This is a genomic window from Escherichia sp. MOD1-EC6842 (assembly GCF_002965705.1).
In the GTDB taxonomy this organism is placed as follows: Bacteria; Pseudomonadota; Gammaproteobacteria; order Enterobacterales; family Enterobacteriaceae; genus Escherichia; species Escherichia ruysiae.
The window spans coordinates 120,993-139,803 of record NZ_PTRF01000007.1; the positions used below are offsets into that span (position 1 = coordinate 120,993).

An 18,811-nucleotide genomic window follows, 5' to 3' on the forward strand; every position below is an offset into this window, starting at 1 on the left:
GGAGTTCGGGGGAGAAAAGGGTGAAAAGGCAAGATGGAAGCGAGAAAAACTCAGGTTGCCGCTGCTCCCGGAGCCAGAAATAGACCCCGTTGTCCGTGAGTTATTGTATGCGTATTCAGTAATGTCTCGTTCCAGGCGTTATGCAGGCATGTCCGGGGTTCCGCTACCTTTGTCAATATCTGACATACACGACTATTTAAAAGCACACCCGATATTAATAGAAGGTGATGAATTCGAAGCCGTGATTTTCGCACTCGATGACAATTATTTTTCGCGAACTGACGATTTTGATGAACAAAATATTTAGCAAATGTCGACTTTATTATATTATTGCGTATATTTTAATACGCATATATGATTTAGTGCGAAATTGATAGTTGACTTTCAAATATGCATGGTATTTTAATGTGTGCCGCACAGCTTAAATTTTGCTGTCGTAACAATGTTTTTATAAAAAAGGTAATTTTATGAAGAAAGCAGTGTTGGCTACCATTATAGTTTCAACTTTGTTTGCAACTGGCATTGCAAACGCTGAATTACTGCAGAGTACTATTTCTGCTGGTTATGCTCGTAGCCATGCAAAAGTTGATAATGCCAGCGAGGATCTGAACGGTTTTAATATTAAATACCGTTATGAACTGAATAACGACTGGGGTATGGTTGGTTCTTTTGTGCACACCAATTACAACAAAGATGCTTATGGCTATGTTCCTGATCTTCAAGGAAAACCACAATACACCAAATTAGCATCTGGAGATCTTGATTATTTCTCCGTGACAGCTGGACCGTCCTATCGTTTTAATGACTATTTGAGCGCATATGCTCTGGTTGGTCTTGGATATGGAAAAGCTCATGTCTGGGATGGTGAATTTTCTGCATCTTCAGATAAAACCTCTGCAGCGTATGGTGCTGGTTTCCAGATTAACCCAATGCCAAACCTGGTAATTGATGCATCTTATGAATACTCAAAGTTGGGTGATGTGAAAGTCGGTACCTGGATGGCTGGTATCGGTTACCGTTTCTGATAAGTCACGCCCCTCTGTTGTCTGGCCCCGCTTCCCAAGCGGGGCTTTTTATTTGTCCGGAATAAATAAATGACTGAGCAAACTTCACGTCTCGCAATAATTATTGATAGCACTGGAGCAGAGAAAAATGTGGGTAATCTGTCTTCTGCGTTAGTAAAGATGACGCAGGCTGGAGAACACGCTGCCACCAGTGCAGGGAAAGTGACTAAGGCAACAGAAGATGAGAAGAACGCGCTCGCAAAATTAAAAGCAGCTATTGATCCTGTCGGTGCCGCAATTGATACTGTCGGTCGACGCTATTCTGAATTAAAGAAATATTTCGATAAAGGGCTTATTGATAAAGAAGAATATGAATTTCTTGCCCGTAAACTTAATGAAACCACAGAGGAATTGAGTGGGGTTGCGCAAGCGCAGAGAGAAGCCGAGAAGGCCGGAAAACTTGCTGCCGCCCAGCAGGAAGCGCAGGTTCAGGCCTTTCAAAGAATGCTGGACAAGATCGACCCTCTGGCAGCGGCGCTAAGAAATCTTGATCAACAGCAGGATGAACTTAATGCTGCACTTTCATCCGGGAAAATAAATGGCTCTCAGTTTGATAATTACAGCCGAAAAATACAGGAAACGCGGCGAGAGCTAACAGGAGAGGCTCAGGCAGAACGAGAAGCTGCAAAAGCGCATGATGAACAAGTTACTGCTTTGCAACGTCTGATTGCTCAACTCGATCCTGTCGGAACAGCTTTTAACCGCCTGACAGAACAGCAAAAGCAACTCAGCGAAGCAAAAGCCAAGGGGGTGCTTTCTCCTGAAATGTATGAGGAGCTTTCAGGAAAACTCCGTGCTATGCGGAGTGAGCTTGAGGCTACTCAATCGCAACTAAGCAAAACCGGAATGTCGGCAAAACAAACGGCTTTTGCTATGCGCATGTTGCCTGCACAAATGACGGATATTGTAGTTGGATTGTCTACAGGCCAGTCACCGTTTATGGTGTTAATGCAGCAGGGCGGTCAGCTAAAAGATATGTTCGGTGGGATTGGCCCGGCGATCAAAGGTGTTGGTTCTTATGTGCTGGGATTAATTAATCCTTTTACCCTGGCCGCAGCAGCCGTTGGCGTCTTAGGGCTGGCTTACTATAAAGGCTCTCAGGAGCAGGACGAATTTAATAAATCTCTTATTCTTACCGGAAATCAGTTGGGGACAACCAGCGGGCAATTGGCCGATATAGCTCAACGTGCCGGGAATGCGGCTGATTCGACAACTGGCGCTGCGGCGGCAGTATTAAACCAGCTTGTGCGTTCGGGAAAGGTAGCGAGCAGTTCGCTGGAGCAAGTGACGACAGCGATAGTAAAAACGAGCGAAGTAACAGGAATATCAACCGAACAACTGGTTAATGACTTCAATGAAATTGCAAAGGATCCTGTCAGTGCCATATCAAAACTTAATGATCAGTACCATTTTCTGACACTTGCGACTTATAACCAGATTAAGGCGCTACAGGATGAAGGGAACCAGCAGGAGGCCGCCCGCATTGCGACAGAAGAATACTCATCCTCAATGATCCAGCGCACCAACCAGATTAAAGAAAATCTTGGTTATCTTGAGACTGCATGGAAAGCTGTCGCAGACTCCGCAAAATGGGCATGGGATTCCATGCTGGATATTGGCCGTGAGGCTTCCCTTGATCAAAAAATTTCAGATGTTCTCCGTCAAATTGATGAAATAGAAAAAAATACCCGACCCGGAGTTTTCGGGTTAGGTGGCATTGGAGATGGCGGAGCTCAAAATAAAAGGCTGGCACGATTAAAGCAGCAATTGGGCGTACTTCAAGCAGAAAAAATTGCTCAGGACGTACTAAATTCATCAATAAACGATTACAACAAGCGACAACAGGAAGGAATTGAACTCAGACAGAAAGCAGATGCTTTTTCAAAACAATATCAGACCCGGGAGCAGCAGAGAGCTAGTGAACTTGCAAAACTGGAAAAGCTAAAGAATCAGTATTCAAAGGAAGAATATAATAATCTTATCGCTCAAATAAATGAGCGTTATAAAGAACCAAAGCAACCAAAGGCGAAAGGTTATTCGGATGATGCTGCCCAACGAATGATTGATCATCTGAATCAACAGAATGCGTTACTAAGTTCACAAGCTGAATTGACCGTTAAATTAAGTTCCTCTGAACAGGAACTGGTTAAGTGGCGTCAGCAGGTTGCCGACCTGGAGTCACGACCGTCATCGAAATTAACCCAGGATCAGAAATCGCTTCTCTTACACCGGGAAGAAATAACCGCGTTGATGGAGAAAAGTGTTGCGATTGAAAAAAATAACAGGCTAATCAAGGAATCCGCCGAAATAGCCGCATGGCGTGATTCATTGCAGGCTTCGATTGATAATCGTCAGCAGGGGTATGATATTCAGATTGCTGGTTATGGGCTTGGCGATAAAAATCAGCAACGTCAGCAGGAATTACTGCGGATTGAACGTGAATATAACAACCAGCGTCTGCAACTTGAACGTGACTATGCAGATAAATCCCGTGGAATGTCAGATCATGTTTTTCAGGAGAAAATGCAGGCTCTGAATGATGCTCTGGAACGAGAAAAAGAAATTGTCAGACAGAAAAACGAGCAGGTCGATATTCAGGCAGGAGACTGGGTTAGTGGTGTCTCCCAGGGATTCAATAACTGGCTGGATGACACTAAGGATATCAGTGAGCAGATAAAATCAACCACGACTCAGATGTTTGATGGGATGACCGATGCGCTGGGTGATTTTGTCACGACAGGCAAGGCAAATTTTCGTTCTTTCGCTACTTCCGTGATTTCGGATCTTAGTCGAATAGCATTAAAGGCTTCAATTACTGGGATTTTCGACAGCATTAGTAACAGTTCTTCTGGGGGGATTTTAGGAACTATCGGGAGTGCTATTAGTAAATTTATTCCGAATGCAAAGGGCGGTGTTTATGAATCTCCATCATTGAGCACATATTCGAACGGTATTTATGATTCCCCGCAAATTTTTGCTTTTGCAAAAGGGGCTGGTGTTTTTGGTGAGGCTGGGCCGGAAGCTATTATGCCATTAACGCGAGCTTCCGATGGTTCTCTTGGTGTCAGAGCTATTAATAGTAAAAGTGGTAATGGAGGCGGAGATATTACCTATGCCCCTGTATACCAAATCACTATTCAAAATGACGGTCAAAATGGAGAGATTGGCCCTCAGGCAATAAAAGCACTTATGGGGATGGTTGATCAGCGGGTGCAGGGCACTCTGTTAAATATGCGACGTGATGGGGGAATGTTAAGTGGCTAATACGGAAGAATTTCACTGGTTACCAGAGGATGGAATGAAAACAGAAAATAAACCATCGATAAAAACTGTAAGATTTGGCGATGGTTATGAGCAACGAAGTCCAAATGGACTTAATCATTCTCTGCGCGTTTTCACCTGTGATTTCAAAGTTGAGGCGAATGAACGTGATTCATTTGAAAAATTTTTAGCCCGGCATGAAGGCTATAAATCTTTTTTTTGGCGCCCGCCAGGTATTAACAGAAAAATCAGAGTGGTGTGTCGAACGTGGTCAGCGACAGAACATATCACCTATACCGATTTTTCGTGTCAGTTTGACGAAGTGGTGATCTGATGCAGGACATACAACAGGAAACACTGAATGAATGCGTTCGTGCGGAGCAGTCGGCCAGCGTGGTGCTCTGGGAAATCGATCTGACAGAGGTCGGTGGTGAACGTTATTTTTTCTGTAATGAGCAGAACGAAAAAGGTGAGCCGGTCACCTGGCAGGGGCGGCAGTATCAGGCGTATCCCATTCAGGGGAGTGGTTTTGAACTGAATGGCAAAGGCACCAGTACGCGCCCCACGCTGACGGTTTCTAACATGTACGGTATGGTCACCGGGATGGCGGAAGACCTGCAGAGTCTGGTCGGCGGAACGGTGGTCCGGCGCAAGGTTTACGCCCGTTTTCTGGATGCGGTGAACTTCGTCAACGGAAACAGCGAAGCCGATCCGGAGCAGGAGGTGATCAGTCGCTGGCGCATCGAGCAGTGCAGCGAACTGAGCGCGGTCAGTGCCTCCTTTGTACTGTCCACGCCGACGGAAACGGATGGTGCTGTTTTTCCGGGACGTATCATGCTGGCCAACACCTGCACCTGGACCTATCGCGGTGATGAGTGCGGTTATAGCGGTCCGGCTGTCGCGGATGAATATGACCAGCCAACATCCGATATCACGAAGGATAAATGCAGCAAATGCCTGAGTGGCTGTAAGTTCCGCAATAACGTCGGCAACTTTGGCGGCTTCCTTTCCATTAACAAACTTTCGCAGTAAATCCCATGACAGAGACAGAATCAGCGATTCTGGCGCACGCCCGGCGATGCGCGCCAGCGGAGTCGTGCGGCTTCGTGGTGAGAACGCCGGAGGGGGAAAGATATTTTCCCTGCGTGAATATCTCCGGTGAGCCGGAGGATTATTTCAGGCTGTCGCCGGAGGACTGGCTGCAGGCAGAGATGCAGGGTGAGATTGTGGCGCTGGTCCACAGTCATCCCGGTGCTTTGCCCTGGCTGAGTGAGGCCGACCGGCGGCTGCAGGTGCAGAGTGATTTGCCGTGGTGGCTGGTCTGCCGGGGGGCGATTCACAAGTTCCGCTGTGTGCCGCATCTCACCGGGCGGCGCTTTGAGCACGGGGTGACGGACTGTTACACGCTGTTCCGGGACGCTTACCATCTGGCGGGGATTGAGATGCCGGATTTTCATCGCGAGGATGACTGGTGGCGTAACGGCCAGAATCTCTATCTGGATAATCTGGAGGCCACGGGGCTGTATCAGGTGCCGTTGTCATCAGCACAACCGGGCGATGTGCTGTTGTGCTGTTTTGGTTCATCGGTGCCGAATCATGCCGCCATTTACTGTGGTGACGGCGAGCTGCTGCACCATATTCCTGAACAACTGAGCAAACGAGAGAGGTATACCGACAAATGGCAGCGACGCACACACTCCCTCTGGCGTCACCAAGCATGGCACGCATCTGCCTTTACGGGGATTTACAACGATTTGGCCGCCGCATCGACCTTCGTGTGAAAACGGGGGCCGAAGCCATCCGGGCGCTGGCCACACAGCTCCCGGCGTTTCGTCAGAAACTGAATGACGGCTGGTATCAGGTGCGCATTGCCGGGCGTGATGCAGGCGAAAACGAATTATCTGCCCGTCTTAATGAACCGCTGGCAAATGGTGCCGTGATCCACATCGTGCCGCGTCTGGCGGGAGCTAAAAGTGGCGGTGTTTTTCAGACTGTGCTGGGGGCGGCGCTGATTGCGGTGGCATGGTGGAACCCTGTGGGTTGGCTGGGAGCGGCAGCAATTACAGGAATGTATAGTGCGGGGGCCAGTATGATCCTTGGCGGTGTGGCGCAGATGCTGGCACCGAAAGCCAGGACGCCCACGGCAGCCAGTACAGATAACGGCAAACAGAACACCTATTTCTCGTCACTGGATAACATGGTTGCCCAGGGGAATGTTCTGCCCGTTCTGTACGGTGAAATGCGCGTGGGGTCACGCGTGGTATCTCAGGAGATCTGCACGGCAGACGAAGGGGACGGTGGTCAGGTTGTGGTGATTGGTCGCTGATGCAAAATGTTTTATGTGAAACCGCCTCCGGGCGGTTTTGTCGTTTATGGAGCATGACGAATGGGTAAAGGAAGCAGTAAGGGGCATACCCCGCGCGAAGCGAAGGACAACCTGAAATCCACGCAGCTGCTGAGTGTGATCGATGCCATCAGCGAAGGGCCGATTGAAGGTCCGGTGGATGGATTAAAAAGCGTGCTGCTGAACAGTACGCCGGTGCTGGACAGTGAGGGGAATACCAATATCTCCGGTGTCACAGTGGTGTTCCGGGCAGGTGAGCAGGAGCAGACACCGCCGGAGGGTTTTGAATCCTCCGGATCCGAGACGGTGCTGGGTACGGAAGTGAAATATGACACGCCGATCACCCGGACCATCACGTCTGCAAACATCGACCGTCTGCGCTTTACCTTCGGTGTGCAGGCACTGGTGGAAACCACCTCAAAGGGGGACCGGAATCCGTCGGAAGTCCGCCTGCTGGTTCAGATACAACGTAACGGTGGCTGGGTGACGGAAAAAGACATCACCATTAAGGGAAAAACCACCTCACAGTATCTTGCCTCGGTGGTGGTGGATAATCTGCCGCCGCGCCCGTTCAGTATCCGGATGCGCAGGATAACGCCGGACAGCACCACAGACCAGCTGCAGAACAAAACGCTCTGGTCGTCATACACCGAAATCATCGATGTGAAACAGTGCTACCCGAACACGGCACTGGTCGGTGTGCAGGTGGATTCGGAGCAGTTCGGCAGCCAGCAGGTGAGCCGTAATTATCATCTTCGCGGGCGCATTCTGCAGGTGCCATCGAACTATAACCCGCAGACGCGGCAATACAGCGGTATCTGGGACGGAACGTTTAAGCCAGCATACAGCAACAACATGGCCTGGTGTCTGTGGGATATGCTGACCCATCCGCGCTACGGCATGGGGAAACGTCTTGGTGCGGCGGATGTGGATAAATGGGCGCTGTATGTCATCGGCCAGTATTGCGACCAGTCAGTGCCGGACGGTTTTGGCGGCATGGAGCCGCGCATCACCTGTAATGCGTACCTGACCACGCAGCGTAAGGCGTGGGATGTTCTCAGCGATTTCTGCTCGGCGATGCGCTGTATGCCGGTATGGAACGGGCAGACGCTGACGTTCGTGCAGGACCGACCGTCGGATAAGGTGTGGACCTATAACCGCAGTAATGTGGTGATGCCGGATGATGGCGCGCCGTTCCGCTACAGCTTCAGCGCCCTGAAGGACCGCCATAATGCCGTTGAGGTGAACTGGATTGATCCGAATAACGGCTGGGAGACGGCGACAGAGCTTGTGGAGGACACGCAGGCCATTTCCCGTTACGGTCGTAACGTCACGAAGATGGATGCCTTTGGCTGTACCAGCCGGGGGCAGGCGCACCGCGCCGGGCTGTGGCTGATTAAAACGGAACTGCTGGAAACGCAGACCGTGGACTTCAGCGTGGGTGCTGAAGGGCTTCGCCATGTACCGGGTGATGTCATTGAAATCTGCGATGATGACTATGCGGGGATCAGCATCGGCGGGCGCGTGCTGGCGGTGAACAGCCAGACGCGGACACTGACGCTCGACCGTGAAATCACGCTGCCATCCTCCGGCACCACGCTGATAAGCCTGGTTGACGGTCAGGGGAGTCCGGTCAGCGTGGAGGTCCAGTCCGTCACCGACGGCGTGAAGGTGAAAGTGAGCCAGGTTCCTGACGGCGTTGCCGAGTACAGCGTGTGGGGGCTGAAGCTGCCGACGCTGCGCCAGCGCCTGTTCCGCTGTGTGAGTATCCGTGAGAACGATGACGGTACGTATGCCATCACTGCCGTGCAGCATGTACCGGAGAAAGAAGCCATCGTGGATAACGGGGCGCACTTTGACGGCGACCAGAGCGGCACGGTGAATGGTGTCACGCCGCCAGCGGTGCAGCACCTGACCGCCGAAGTCACCGCAGACAGCGGGGAATATCAGGTGCTGGCGCGCTGGGACACACCGAAGGTGGTGAAGGGCGTGAGCTTTATGCTTCGCCTGACCGTGGCAGCGGATGACGGCAGTGAGCGGCTGGTCAGCACGGCCCGGACGACGGAAAGCACATACCGCTTCACGCAACTGGCGCTGGGAAACTACAGGCTGACAGTCCGGGCGGCAAATGCCTGGGGGCAGCAGGGCGATCCGGCATCGGTATCGTTCCGGATTGCCGCACCGGCAGCGCCGTCGCGGATTGAGCTGACGCCGGGCTATTTTCAGATAACCGCCACGCCGCATCTTGCCGTTTATGATCCGACGGTACAGTTTGAGTTCTGGTTCTCGGAAAAGCGGATTGCGGATATCAGGCAGGTTGAAACCACAGCCCGCTATCTTGGTTCGGCGCTGTACTGGATAGCCGCCAGTATCAATATCAAACCGGGCCATGATTATTATTTTTACGTTCGCAGTGTGAACACCGTCGGCAAATCGACATTCGTGGAGGCTGTCGGTCGGGCGAGCGATGATGCGGAAGGTTACCTAGATTTTTTCAAAGGCCAGATAACCGAATCCCATCTCGGCAAGGAGCTGCTGGAAAAAGTCGAGCTGACGGAGGATAACGCCAGCAAACTGGAGGAGTTTTCGAAAGAGTGGAAGGACGCCAACGATAAATGGAATGCCATGTGGGGCGTCAAAATTGAGCAGACCGAAGACGGCAGGCATTATGTCGCGGGGCTTGGCCTCAGCATGGAGGATACGGAGGAAGGCAAACTGAGCCAGTTCCTGGTTGCCGCTAACCGTATCGCGTTTATTGACCCGGCAAACGGGAATGAAACGCCGATGTTTGTGGCGCAGGGCAACCAGATATTCATGAACGAAGTGTTCCTGAAGTATCTGACGGCTCCCACCATTACCAGCGGCGGCAATCCGCCGGTATTTTCCCTGACACCGGACGGGCGGTTGACGGCGAAAAATGCCGATATCAGCGGTAACGTGAATGCGAACTCCGGGACGCTCAATAATGTCACGATTAACCAGAACTGTAGGATTATGGGAAAATTGTCTGCCAACCAGATTGAAGGTGATATTGTCAAAACGGTGGGAAAAGCCTTTCCGAGAAATGGCAGTTATGCCAGCGGTACAATAACGGTCACTGTGTACGATGACCAGGCTTTTGACCGTCAGATAGTAATCCCACCCGTTCTGTTTCGCGGTGGTAAGCATGAAAACTTCAACAGCAACAACCAACAGTCATACTGGTATTCGACCTGTAAGCTGCAGGTACTGAAGAACGGACAGGAAATCTTTCAGCAACCCGCGACGGATGTCAGCAGGGTATTTTCATCTGTCATTGATATGCCTGCCGGACACGGTCATGTCACCCTGACTTTCAATGTTTCATCATATGGTGCTAATAACTGGACGCCAACGACCAGTATCAGCGACCTTCTTGTTGTCGTGATGAAGAAATCAACCGCTGGTATCAGTATCAGTTGAATTTTATAACCCAAATACGGGCGCCAGAAATGGCGCCTTTTTTATTTGTGGAGTGAATATGGCAGTACAGATTTCAGGCGTGCTGAAAGACGGTGCAGGAAAACCAATACAGAACTGCACTATTCAGCTCAAAGCAAAGCGTAACAGCACCACGGTACTGGTGAACACGGTGGCCTCTGAAAATCCGGATGAAGCCGGGCGTTACAGCATGGATGTTGAGTATGGCCAGTACAGCGTCACCCTGCTGGTTGAAGGTTTTCCGCCTTCACATGCCGGGACCATTACCGTCTATGAAGGTTCCAGACCAGGTACGCTGAATGATTTTCTCGGTGCCATGACGGAAGATGATGTCATGCCGGAGGCATTGCGTCGTTTTGAGGCAATGGTGGAAGAAGCGGCACGCAACGCTGAAGCCGCCTCTCAGAGCGCAGCGGCGGCAAAGAAATCCGAAGCTGCTGCGGCATCATCGAAGAACGCGGCGAAAAGCTCAGAAACGAATGCAGCTAACAGCGCACAGGCGGCAGCGGCCTCACAGACTGCATCGGCAAACTCCGCGACAGCAGCCAAAAAATCAGAAACCAACGCGAAAAACAGCGAGACAGCAGCGAAGACGAGCGAAACCAACGCAAAGTCCAGCCAGACGGCAGCAAAGACCAGCGAAACAAATGCCAAAGCCAGCGAAACTGCGGCGAAAAACAGCCAGGCTGCAGCAGCTGAAAGCGAGAGCGCAGCAGCCGGTTCTGCGACTTCAGCAGCTGGATCAGCAACTGCTGCGGCTAACAGCCAGAAAGCTGCGAAGGCGAGCGAAACTAACGCAAAGTCCAGCCAGACGGCAGCGAAGACCAGCGAAACGAATGCCAAAGCCAGCGAAACTGCGGCGAAAAGCAGTCAGGATGCAGCAGCCGAAAGCGAGAGTGCTGCAGCTGGTTCTGCAAGCGCGGCGGCTGCTTCTGCCACTGCATCAGCTAACAGTCAAAAAGCAGCAAAAACCAGTGAAACCAACGCAAAGGTGAGCGAAACAGCGGCTGCGAACTCAGCGAAAGCATCGGCAGCAAGCCAGACGGCAGCTAAAGCAAGCGAAGATGCAGCCAGAGAGTACGCAAGCCAGGCTGCGGAGCCGTATAAATATGTCTTACAGCCGCTTCCCGATGTGTGGATACCATTTAACGATTCACTGGATATGATTACGGGCTTTTCGCCATCATATAAAAGAATTGTTATTGGTGACGATGAAATAACGATGCCTGGCGACAAGATTGTTAAATTTAAACGAGCGTCGAAAGCAACCTATATTAATAAATCTGGTGTGCTGACAGAGGCTGCCATTGACGAGCCACGATTTGAACGTGATGGTCTGCTTATTGAGGGGCAAAGAACAAACTACATGCTCAATTCGGAAAACCCTGCCAGTTGGGGGCGATCGTCAAATATGGATGTTCCCGAAACCGGGACGGATAGTTTTGGTTTTACCTATGGAAAGTTTGTCTGCAACGATTCTCTGATTGGGCAAACCTCAGCCATTAATATGGCATCAATTGCTGCAACAAAGTCAGTTGATGTCTCAGGCGATAATAAGTACGTGACAACATCATGTCGTTTTAAAACAGAACTGCAGGTAAGGTTGCGTATCCGGTTTGATAAATATGACGGTAGCGCAACAACTTTTCTTGGTGATGCGTATATTGATACACAAACGCTTGAAATTAATATGACAGGCGGCGCTGCCTCAAGGATTACAGCGAGAGTCAGAAAGGACGAAGCTACCGGATGGATTTTTGCAGAGGCAACAATTCAGGCAATTGATGGGGAGTTAAAAATAGGTTCCCAGATACAGTATTCTCCTAAGCAGGGCGGGGCAACCGTATCTGGTGACTATATTTATCTGGCCACCCCACAAGTAGAAAATGGGCCTTGTGTATCATCTTTTATTATATCAGGAACGACGGCGGTGACTCGTGCGAGTGATATGGTTACGATCCCGACCGAAAACAACATTTATAATAGACCGCTTACTTGTTTGGTCGAGGTTAACAGGAATTGGGGCGATATCCCCCCTAATGTAGCACCGCGTATTTTTGATTTTTCTGGTGTGCCGCCTATTGAGTCAATTACATACGCTTTTAACACAACCGAGAAATATTACGGTCAGCTTTATATGCAAACTTATAAAGCGTCGACAAGTACTTACGTTTCTAGTTTGTTTACTGGTCGAACTGATGTTCGAAAATTCATTGGTGGTTTTAATATTTATTCTGATGGTACTAAACGAGTAGTTTCTAACGGTGAGGCTACTAAAACTATGAAAACGGAATGGACGGGCGTAAAAACGCGGACCTTTATTCGAATAGGAGGTCAAGCCACATCAGGGACACGTCATTTATTCGGCCATTTGAGAAATCTTCGTCTCTGGCATAAAGAATTAACTGATGCGCAAATGGGGGAGAGCATTAAATGAAAGATTTAACACTTAAATTTGCCGACAGGGCCGATTTTTCGGCCTTTATGGATAGCACTGGCTATTATGATGACGAGTCGATGCAGGATGATATTCTTATTGACGTGGTAGGTAACGTGTACAAAGAAACCGGAGAACTGAATGAAGATGGCGAACCGGTATGTGTTAAGGAAGACGGATATTTTGTAAACGTGCGCATCATTAATGATGTGAAAACACCGTCAATATTCGATGAATACGTGGTTGCTGTTGAGCATCAACTTCGTGGCTGGATGTGAGGAAGAATAATGGCTACATCGACAGTAATTCCTGATGACATCAAAACGCTAAAATCCGATGTTAGCAAATTAAAAAACGAACAAGGAAGCTACGCAACAAAATCATATGTAGACAGCAAAAATGAAACCGTTGGTGACTGGTCTGCTGCATGGTATCAGCAGGTATTGCCAACTAGCGGGGCTATATTTGGGCGAAAACTTCGCTCAACTCACAGGACGGCAGGTGTTGAGGATGCGTATTGCGAACTATACCTTAAAAAATGGATAGACAGCCCAGGGAACGCAATGGCGCGCCTTAACCTGAACGATAACGGGACAAACATTTGCTGGGACTTTACCAACCTTTATGGCGGTACGATGATTTTTCCCGGTGATAGCGGATACCTCAAAATGGGTAACTGCCTTATGTCATACGGCAGGCGTGGAAGTAACGCGCTTATTAAATTTGATTACACCGACTCCTTACAGATCAAATATGCTAATCATGGGTCGACCATGACATTAAACACACAGGGAACCGCTCACGCTGGCGTAACAACGCGACTATGGGGCAACTCTGGCCGTCCGGTTGTTTATGAAGTTGGCGTAGATGGTGCTCTGTATATGTTTTATGCACAGAAAACTACCAGCAATACCTACGAATTGACGGTTAACGGTGCGTGCAATGCAAGTGCATTTAATCAAGGCTCAGACCGGGATCTGAAAGACAACATTCAGGTGATCGATAGTGCAATCGACCGCATCCGTAAAATGAACGGCTATACATACACGCTTAAAGAAAACGGTATGCCTTATGCTGGTGTTATTGCACAAGAAGCCCTGGAAGCCATCCCCGAAGCCGTAGGAACTATGATGAAGTATCAGGACGGTGCAAGCGGATCGGAAGGTGAAGAAGGAGAACGTTATTACACAGTAGATTATTCAGGTATTACTGGTTTGCTTGTTCAGGTAGCCAGAGAGTCAGACGACAGAATAACAGTACTGGAAGAAGAAAATGCAGAATTAAAACAAAGATTATCTGCAATTGAGGCGGCGCTTACGTCTAAATAGTATTAAGGGATCGTGTGTCCTACTATAGTATTCTGGAGTATAAAGTGTCAGTTTTAATATCTGGTGAATTATTGGATGGTTCTGGGCGCCCGATGCCTCATTGTCATATAATAATAAAATCGAAAATAAACACGCATTCCGTATTACAGAAAACATCGTTTGATATACTAACTAATGAAGCTGGTGAATATTCGTTTAATATTGAACCCGGAAAGTACAGGGTTTATTTAAAACAGGACTGGTACGATGTGCGTGAATATGGTGTCGGTGACATTGCTGTATACGACGACTCAAGCCCCGGCACGCTGAACGACTTTCTGACCGCCCTTGGGGAAGACGACCTGAAGCCGGATGTGGTGAAGCGTTTTGAGGAAATTGCAGATGCAGTCAACCGTCTCTCTGAACAGGTGAGCAGTGACAGGGAGAAAGCAGAAGCAGCTGCTGATGCTGCAAAAAATGCAGCATCAGCGGCTCTGGACAATACCAATAAGGCGGAGGAATTTAAAGAACAATCACGGAAGAATGCCGAAATCGCTGCGGGATGCGCGCAAAATGCCGGACAGCACGCTTCGGATGCTGCACAAACTGAAAAGCAGGTGGGAATCCTGGCGACAGATATTCGACAGAATGCAGGCGATGTTTATCAGAACGTACAGCATGTCGAGCGTCTGGCATCAGAAGTTGCGCAGAATGCCAGCCAGGTGCATCAGAATACCCTGACAGTAACGGATGCAGCGCAGTCTGTGGAGCGGAATGCACAGCTGACAACGCAGTTAAGAAACGAAGCCGGTCGCTTTGCCGACGAATCCAGGAAAAGTTCAGAGGATGCAAAAGAGTACAGTGACAGTGCCAGAAAAGCGGTCGATGAACTGAAATCTGTCGGTACTTATCCGGCAGGGATAGCTTTTGCATGGCCAGCGGATATTCCCCCGGAGGGGTTTGCAATAATGCAGGGGCAGCCATTCGATAAATCTGTGTATCCACAACTGGCAGCTGTATTTCCGTCAGGTGTAATACCTGATATGCGAGGGTGGACAATAAAAGGCAAACCAGACGGGCGCGCAGTACTGTCTTACGAAGAGGATGGTGTTAAGCGGCACGGGCATACGGCAAAGGTATTACCGACGGATTTGGGGGCCAGGGAGACAAGTTCCTTTGATTATGGCTCTAAAAGTACAGAGCATGGAGGATTGCATAATCACATTACCAACGGAGTCTGGACAGGTTCAACAACGAGGAACGGAGGAACAAAGTGGGACACGCCAGGATATATAGCGGATATAACAACCAGCAGCGGAGGCGAGCATGTGCATGTGGTTTATATCGGCTCGCATATTCATACCGTGGCACTGGGCGAGCATGGTCATGATGTCACAGTTGATGAGACGGGTAATGCAGAAAATACAGTTAAAAATATCGCGTTTAACTTCATTGTGAGACTGGCATGACAAATTTCAAAATGAGTCCGGAATCCCGGACACTGAAAATTTATAACTTACGGGCTGATACAAAAGAGTATATAGGCGCAGGAGATGTTTATATTCCGCCGAATACAGGATTACCGGCGAACTGCACGCTTATCGAACCGCCAGAGGCTGGCCCCGGCCTGGTTGCCGTTTTCAACGATGCACAGCAACAGTGGGAAGTTGTTGAAGATCACCGTGGGAAAACGGTATATGACACAGCCACCGGGAAGACATTGTGCATTTCCCGTCCGGGGGCTTTGCCGGATGATGTCACCACTTTACCGCCAGAGGGGGAATTCCATCGATGGGATGGTGCGAAATGGATAAAAGACGACGAGGCCGAAAGGGCGGCGAAAATTCGTGACGCTGAACGGGAGAAGCAAAAATTACTTCAGGAGATAATGGAAAAAACACAGCTGTGGCAAACGTGGCTGTCACTTGGGATTATCAGCGAAGCTGATAAAAAATTACTCAGGGAGTGGATGTTGTATGCCCAAAAAGTTGAAGCGACGGACACATCTGAATTACCTGTGAGATTTCCCGACAAACCTCTTATTGTGGGTGAGCTATCCGGTGCGTTGTAAAAATCCCATCTTTCATTGTGCCGGAAATACCAAATCGCCATTTATTAAAGCCCAATTAGTAGTCAGTTAGAGCAAGAAAAATAGCGGACTTCTGCTGAATAGTAAAAAAACCCCGTCTCCAGTACGTGATAACGAGGCCTGAAGCATGGATAACAGGACTCTACACAAAGACGGGGTAACATAATAATTCTGAACAAACATACTGACAAACGGGATATTTCAATTAAAGACACAACGAGTACCAGGCGTACAGAGTGGATGTTGTGTCTGACAGGTGAGTTTACCGATAGCGCGATAAAATAAATCCCCTGTCACCATTTATTGTAGAAATGTTTATCAGTCATGCTTATGAGATAAATACACAAGACGGGGTGAAAATTTGGCCTAAAACAAGGTCGGGATGAAAAGAGTCTTGTGCAGTTTTGCAGATGTAAAAAAACCGCAGACACGTCGTATGCAAGAACGTGCTGCGGTCGGCTGGTTAACTTTCGATAGTGCGAATATTGAATAATTTCCAGCCGGAATGGATTCTATTGGAAAGTATTCAGAGGTGCAATCTGCAGTTCACGAATTGAGTATTTTTAGGATTTTTATGGTGGCAAAAATGGGGCAAAACGCTGCAAAAGGGGCAGAAATGGGGCAAAAAAAGAGTTGGTTATCGTGGCTTGTTGTAGTCGCTGATTCAACTTAACACATTGAAAAACAAATAAAATACTTATGTGTCAGATGGTTGTGATTTTTTCCCTTACTTGTTCAGGTTGTATTGTTCTTTCTTACTAATTTCTTGATTTTGCGACATTTAAAAGCGACTCAATTCGTTATATGGCATCAGAAGAGTATGCGTCATGCCGGAATGTCCAGCATAAGAAATCTGATATAAAAACTGTGGCGTGTATGGTACGGATTAGAGGGGAAAATGTCAGCACATTTGCGAAATGAATCAAAAAGCCCGCAGCGACGTGCGGGCGTTAGTTTTTAGCGCACGACCAGCACGGAGCACTCTGCATGACGCACGACGGCGGCGGCGTTAGAGCCGAGCAGGTAGGTGGTGATATCCGGTCGATGGGAGGCAATGATGATCATATGAGCAGGGATCTTTTTCGCCATTTCCAGAATGCGGTCTTTTGGCGAACCTTCTTCAACATGAACATGCACTCTGTCAGTCGGCAGTTTGAATTTTTTAATTATCTCTTCCAGTTGCGATTTAGCTTCCGCTTTCAGGTCATCCATTGCCGGCAATTCTGCGGAATACGCTAAACCCAGAGAGGCATAGTAGGGCAGCGAAGGTATTACCGTCAGGAAATGAACCTCTGCATCATCAATCTTTGCCTCGGCCTCAACGTGACTAATCACGCGTTGAGTTAATTCTGAATCGGAAATATCGATAGGGACAAGAATCGTTCTGTTCATAAAACCTCCTGTTTTAGTATCCGCATAAAGTGTAACGCCAGATGAGGTCTTTTGTATAATGACGGAGTTCACATTTTTAATTTAGATTAAGCAGGATTCAATAAGTAGAAAAAGCCCGCCAGAGAGGCGGGCAGGCAGGATTAGAACTGATAAACCAGACCTAAAGCGACAATATCATCGGTAGAGATACCGTTGGCAGCGTAGAAGCTGTCATCTTCATCCAACAAGTTAATTTTATAATCAACATAGGTAGACATATTTTTGTTGAAATAATATGTCGCGCCAACGTCGGCGTATTTGACCAGATCTTTATCGTCAACACCGGCCGGATTATCAGCACCACCGGCAGCATTCAGGTCACGCCCTTTAGACATCAGGAAAGACACTGCCGGTCGCAGACCAAAGTCAAACTGATATTGGGCAGTGACTTCAAAGTTCTGGGTCTTGTTCGCAACGGCGTAATCGCTGTTGCCAAATGGTGTCATATTACGCGTTTCGGAATACATGGTTGCCAGATAAATGTTGTTAGCATCATATTTTAATCCGGCAGTCCAGGCATCGGCTTTATCGCCACCTGCCGCAGTATGGTTGACCTGATCATTGGTGCGGTCTGAGGAGGTGTATGCCGCGCCCGCGCTAAAGCCCATACCTAAATCGTAGGTTGTGGAAAGCCCCCAGCCGTCGCCGTTTTCATGACGAACATCACGTCCGTTGTTGGTGCCTTCCTGACCGTTGTTTGCACCTTCGTTATTACCCTGATACTGCACTGCGAAGTTCAGACCATTAACCAGGTCGAAGAAATCAGTATTACGATATGTCGCTACGCCATTAGCACGACCGGTCATAAAGTTGTCTGCATTGGTGTAGGAGTCACCGCCAAATTCTGGCAGCATATCGGTCCAGCCCTCTACGTCGTACATTACACCGTAATTACGTCCGTAATCGAAAGAACCGTAATTTGCAAACTTCAATCCGGCGAATGCCAGACGAGTCCAGGACTGGTTTTTTGAGGATTCAGTATTGTTTGCCTGAATATTGTATTCCCACTGACCATAGCCAGTGAGTTGATCGTTAATTTGTGTTTCGCCTTTAAATCCAAGACGTGCATAGCTCTGATCGCCATCTTTTGCAGAACTATCAGAAAAATAATGTAGGCCATCAACTTTGCCATAAAGATCTAATTTATTGCCGTCTTTATTATAAATTTCTGCTGCATGTACAGCACCTGCGGCGAGCAGGGCAGGGATTAAGAGTGCCAGTATTTTGCTTTTCATTGAAAAAATCCTTTAGTTATTTTATTTGCCTTTTTCTCCCCGTTTGGGAAGTGAAAACATCCTAAAGGAAAAGTTCCATTAGCCGATAAATGTCATTTGTTACGCCTTAAGTAAAACCTTAATCAAATAATTCCTGAGAAATGATGATTGGTTTGGTGAATGATTTGATGGTTATACATACAAA

14 protein-coding genes are annotated in these 18,811 nt (G+C 48.6%); 12 read left to right on the forward strand and 2 right to left on the reverse strand.

Features of this window, described 5'->3' with window-relative positions:
- Positions 1-467 precede the first annotated feature (467 nt).
- The 12 genes from A7Z29_RS10930 (at position 468) to A7Z29_RS10985 (ending at position 15,943) form a co-directional block, all read left to right on the forward strand.
- On the forward strand, positions 468-1,025 hold the full coding sequence (locus tag A7Z29_RS10930; RefSeq protein ID WP_105290215.1) for an Ail/Lom family outer membrane beta-barrel protein: 558 nt from the start codon (positions 468-470) through the stop codon (positions 1,023-1,025).
- A gap of 69 nt (positions 1,026-1,094) precedes the next feature.
- Positions 1,095-4,328, forward strand: a complete 3,234-nt coding sequence (locus A7Z29_RS10935) for a phage tail tape measure protein (protein WP_105290216.1) — start codon at positions 1,095-1,097, stop codon at positions 4,326-4,328.
- The gene (locus A7Z29_RS10940) at positions 4,321-4,659 is read left to right on the forward strand and encodes a phage tail protein (protein WP_000024051.1); all 339 of its coding nucleotides are present in this window, start codon (positions 4,321-4,323) and stop codon (positions 4,657-4,659) included. The genes A7Z29_RS10935 and A7Z29_RS10940 overlap by 8 nt, the downstream gene beginning before the upstream one ends.
- Positions 4,659-5,357: a phage minor tail protein L gene (locus A7Z29_RS10945; protein ID WP_105290217.1), complete on the forward strand. Its 699-nt coding sequence runs from the start codon at positions 4,659-4,661 to the stop codon at positions 5,355-5,357. The genes A7Z29_RS10940 and A7Z29_RS10945 overlap by 1 nt, the downstream gene beginning before the upstream one ends.
- A gap of 5 nt (positions 5,358-5,362) precedes the next feature.
- Positions 5,363-6,106, forward strand: a complete 744-nt coding sequence (locus A7Z29_RS10950; RefSeq protein WP_105290218.1) for a C40 family peptidase — start codon at positions 5,363-5,365, stop codon at positions 6,104-6,106.
- Entirely contained in the window at positions 6,103-6,651 is a 549-nt protein-coding gene (locus A7Z29_RS10955; RefSeq protein WP_286135332.1) for a tail assembly protein, read from the forward strand. Before A7Z29_RS10950 ends, A7Z29_RS10955 begins: the two co-directional genes overlap by 4 nt.
- A gap of 60 nt (positions 6,652-6,711) precedes the next feature.
- On the forward strand, positions 6,712-10,110 hold the full coding sequence (gene gpJ / locus A7Z29_RS10960) for a phage attachment tail tip protein J (protein WP_105290220.1): 3,399 nt from the start codon (positions 6,712-6,714) through the stop codon (positions 10,108-10,110).
- Between the two features lie 58 nt (positions 10,111-10,168).
- Complete coding sequence (locus A7Z29_RS10965) at positions 10,169-12,565, forward strand: prophage tail fiber N-terminal domain-containing protein (protein ID WP_105290221.1); 2,397 nt, start codon at positions 10,169-10,171, stop codon at positions 12,563-12,565.
- Positions 12,562-12,843: a hypothetical protein gene (locus A7Z29_RS10970; protein ID WP_105290222.1), complete on the forward strand. Its 282-nt coding sequence runs from the start codon at positions 12,562-12,564 to the stop codon at positions 12,841-12,843. Before A7Z29_RS10965 ends, A7Z29_RS10970 begins: the two co-directional genes overlap by 4 nt.
- 9 nt (positions 12,844-12,852) lie before the next feature.
- A complete protein-coding gene (locus A7Z29_RS10975) occupies positions 12,853-13,893 on the forward strand; it encodes a tail fiber domain-containing protein (RefSeq protein ID WP_105290223.1) in 1,041 nt (346 codons plus the stop codon).
- 44 nt (positions 13,894-13,937) lie between these two features.
- On the forward strand, positions 13,938-15,341 hold the full coding sequence (locus A7Z29_RS10980) for a prophage tail fiber N-terminal domain-containing protein (protein WP_105290224.1): 1,404 nt from the start codon (positions 13,938-13,940) through the stop codon (positions 15,339-15,341).
- Complete coding sequence (locus A7Z29_RS10985; RefSeq protein ID WP_105290225.1) at positions 15,338-15,943, forward strand: tail fiber assembly protein; 606 nt, start codon at positions 15,338-15,340, stop codon at positions 15,941-15,943. Before A7Z29_RS10980 ends, A7Z29_RS10985 begins: the two co-directional genes overlap by 4 nt.
- A gap of 975 nt (positions 15,944-16,918) precedes the next feature.
- On the opposite strand, the gene uspF is transcribed toward A7Z29_RS10985, so the two are convergent.
- Together uspF and ompN are read right to left on the reverse strand one after the other, a co-directional pair.
- Positions 16,919-17,353 carry a universal stress protein UspF gene (uspF, locus tag A7Z29_RS10990; protein WP_001082294.1) on the reverse strand — a complete coding sequence of 145 codons (435 nt, stop codon included), beginning with the start codon at positions 17,351-17,353 and terminating at the stop codon, positions 16,919-16,921.
- Positions 17,354-17,493: 140 nt separating this feature from the next.
- Positions 17,494-18,627, reverse strand: a complete 1,134-nt coding sequence (ompN, locus tag A7Z29_RS10995; RefSeq protein WP_000836968.1) for a porin OmpN — start codon at positions 18,625-18,627, stop codon at positions 17,494-17,496.
- Positions 18,628-18,811: the final 184 nt, after the last annotated feature.

Excerpts from the sequence above, each read along its gene's own strand:
- A7Z29_RS10930 (WP_105290215.1), top strand. The coding sequence starts at position 468 with ATGAAGAAAGCAGTGTTGGCTACCATTATAGTTTCAACTTTGTTTGCA.
- A7Z29_RS10935 (WP_105290216.1), top strand. The coding sequence starts at position 1,095 with ATGACTGAGCAAACTTCACGTCTCGCAATAATTATTGATAGCACTGGA.
- A7Z29_RS10945 (WP_105290217.1), top strand. The coding sequence starts at position 4,659 with ATGCAGGACATACAACAGGAAACACTGAATGAATGCGTTCGTGCGGAG.
- A7Z29_RS10950 (WP_105290218.1), top strand. The coding sequence starts at position 5,363 with ATGACAGAGACAGAATCAGCGATTCTGGCGCACGCCCGGCGATGCGCG.
- gpJ (WP_105290220.1), top strand. The coding sequence starts at position 6,712 with ATGGGTAAAGGAAGCAGTAAGGGGCATACCCCGCGCGAAGCGAAGGAC.
- A7Z29_RS10965 (WP_105290221.1), top strand. The coding sequence starts at position 10,169 with ATGGCAGTACAGATTTCAGGCGTGCTGAAAGACGGTGCAGGAAAACCA.
- A7Z29_RS10970 (WP_105290222.1), top strand. The coding sequence starts at position 12,562 with ATGAAAGATTTAACACTTAAATTTGCCGACAGGGCCGATTTTTCGGCC.
- A7Z29_RS10975 (WP_105290223.1), top strand. The coding sequence starts at position 12,853 with ATGGCTACATCGACAGTAATTCCTGATGACATCAAAACGCTAAAATCC.
- A7Z29_RS10985 (WP_105290225.1), top strand. The coding sequence starts at position 15,338 with ATGACAAATTTCAAAATGAGTCCGGAATCCCGGACACTGAAAATTTAT.
- uspF (WP_001082294.1), bottom strand. The coding sequence starts at position 17,353 with ATGAACAGAACGATTCTTGTCCCTATCGATATTTCCGATTCAGAATTA.
- ompN (WP_000836968.1), bottom strand. The coding sequence starts at position 18,627 with ATGAAAAGCAAAATACTGGCACTCTTAATCCCTGCCCTGCTCGCCGCA.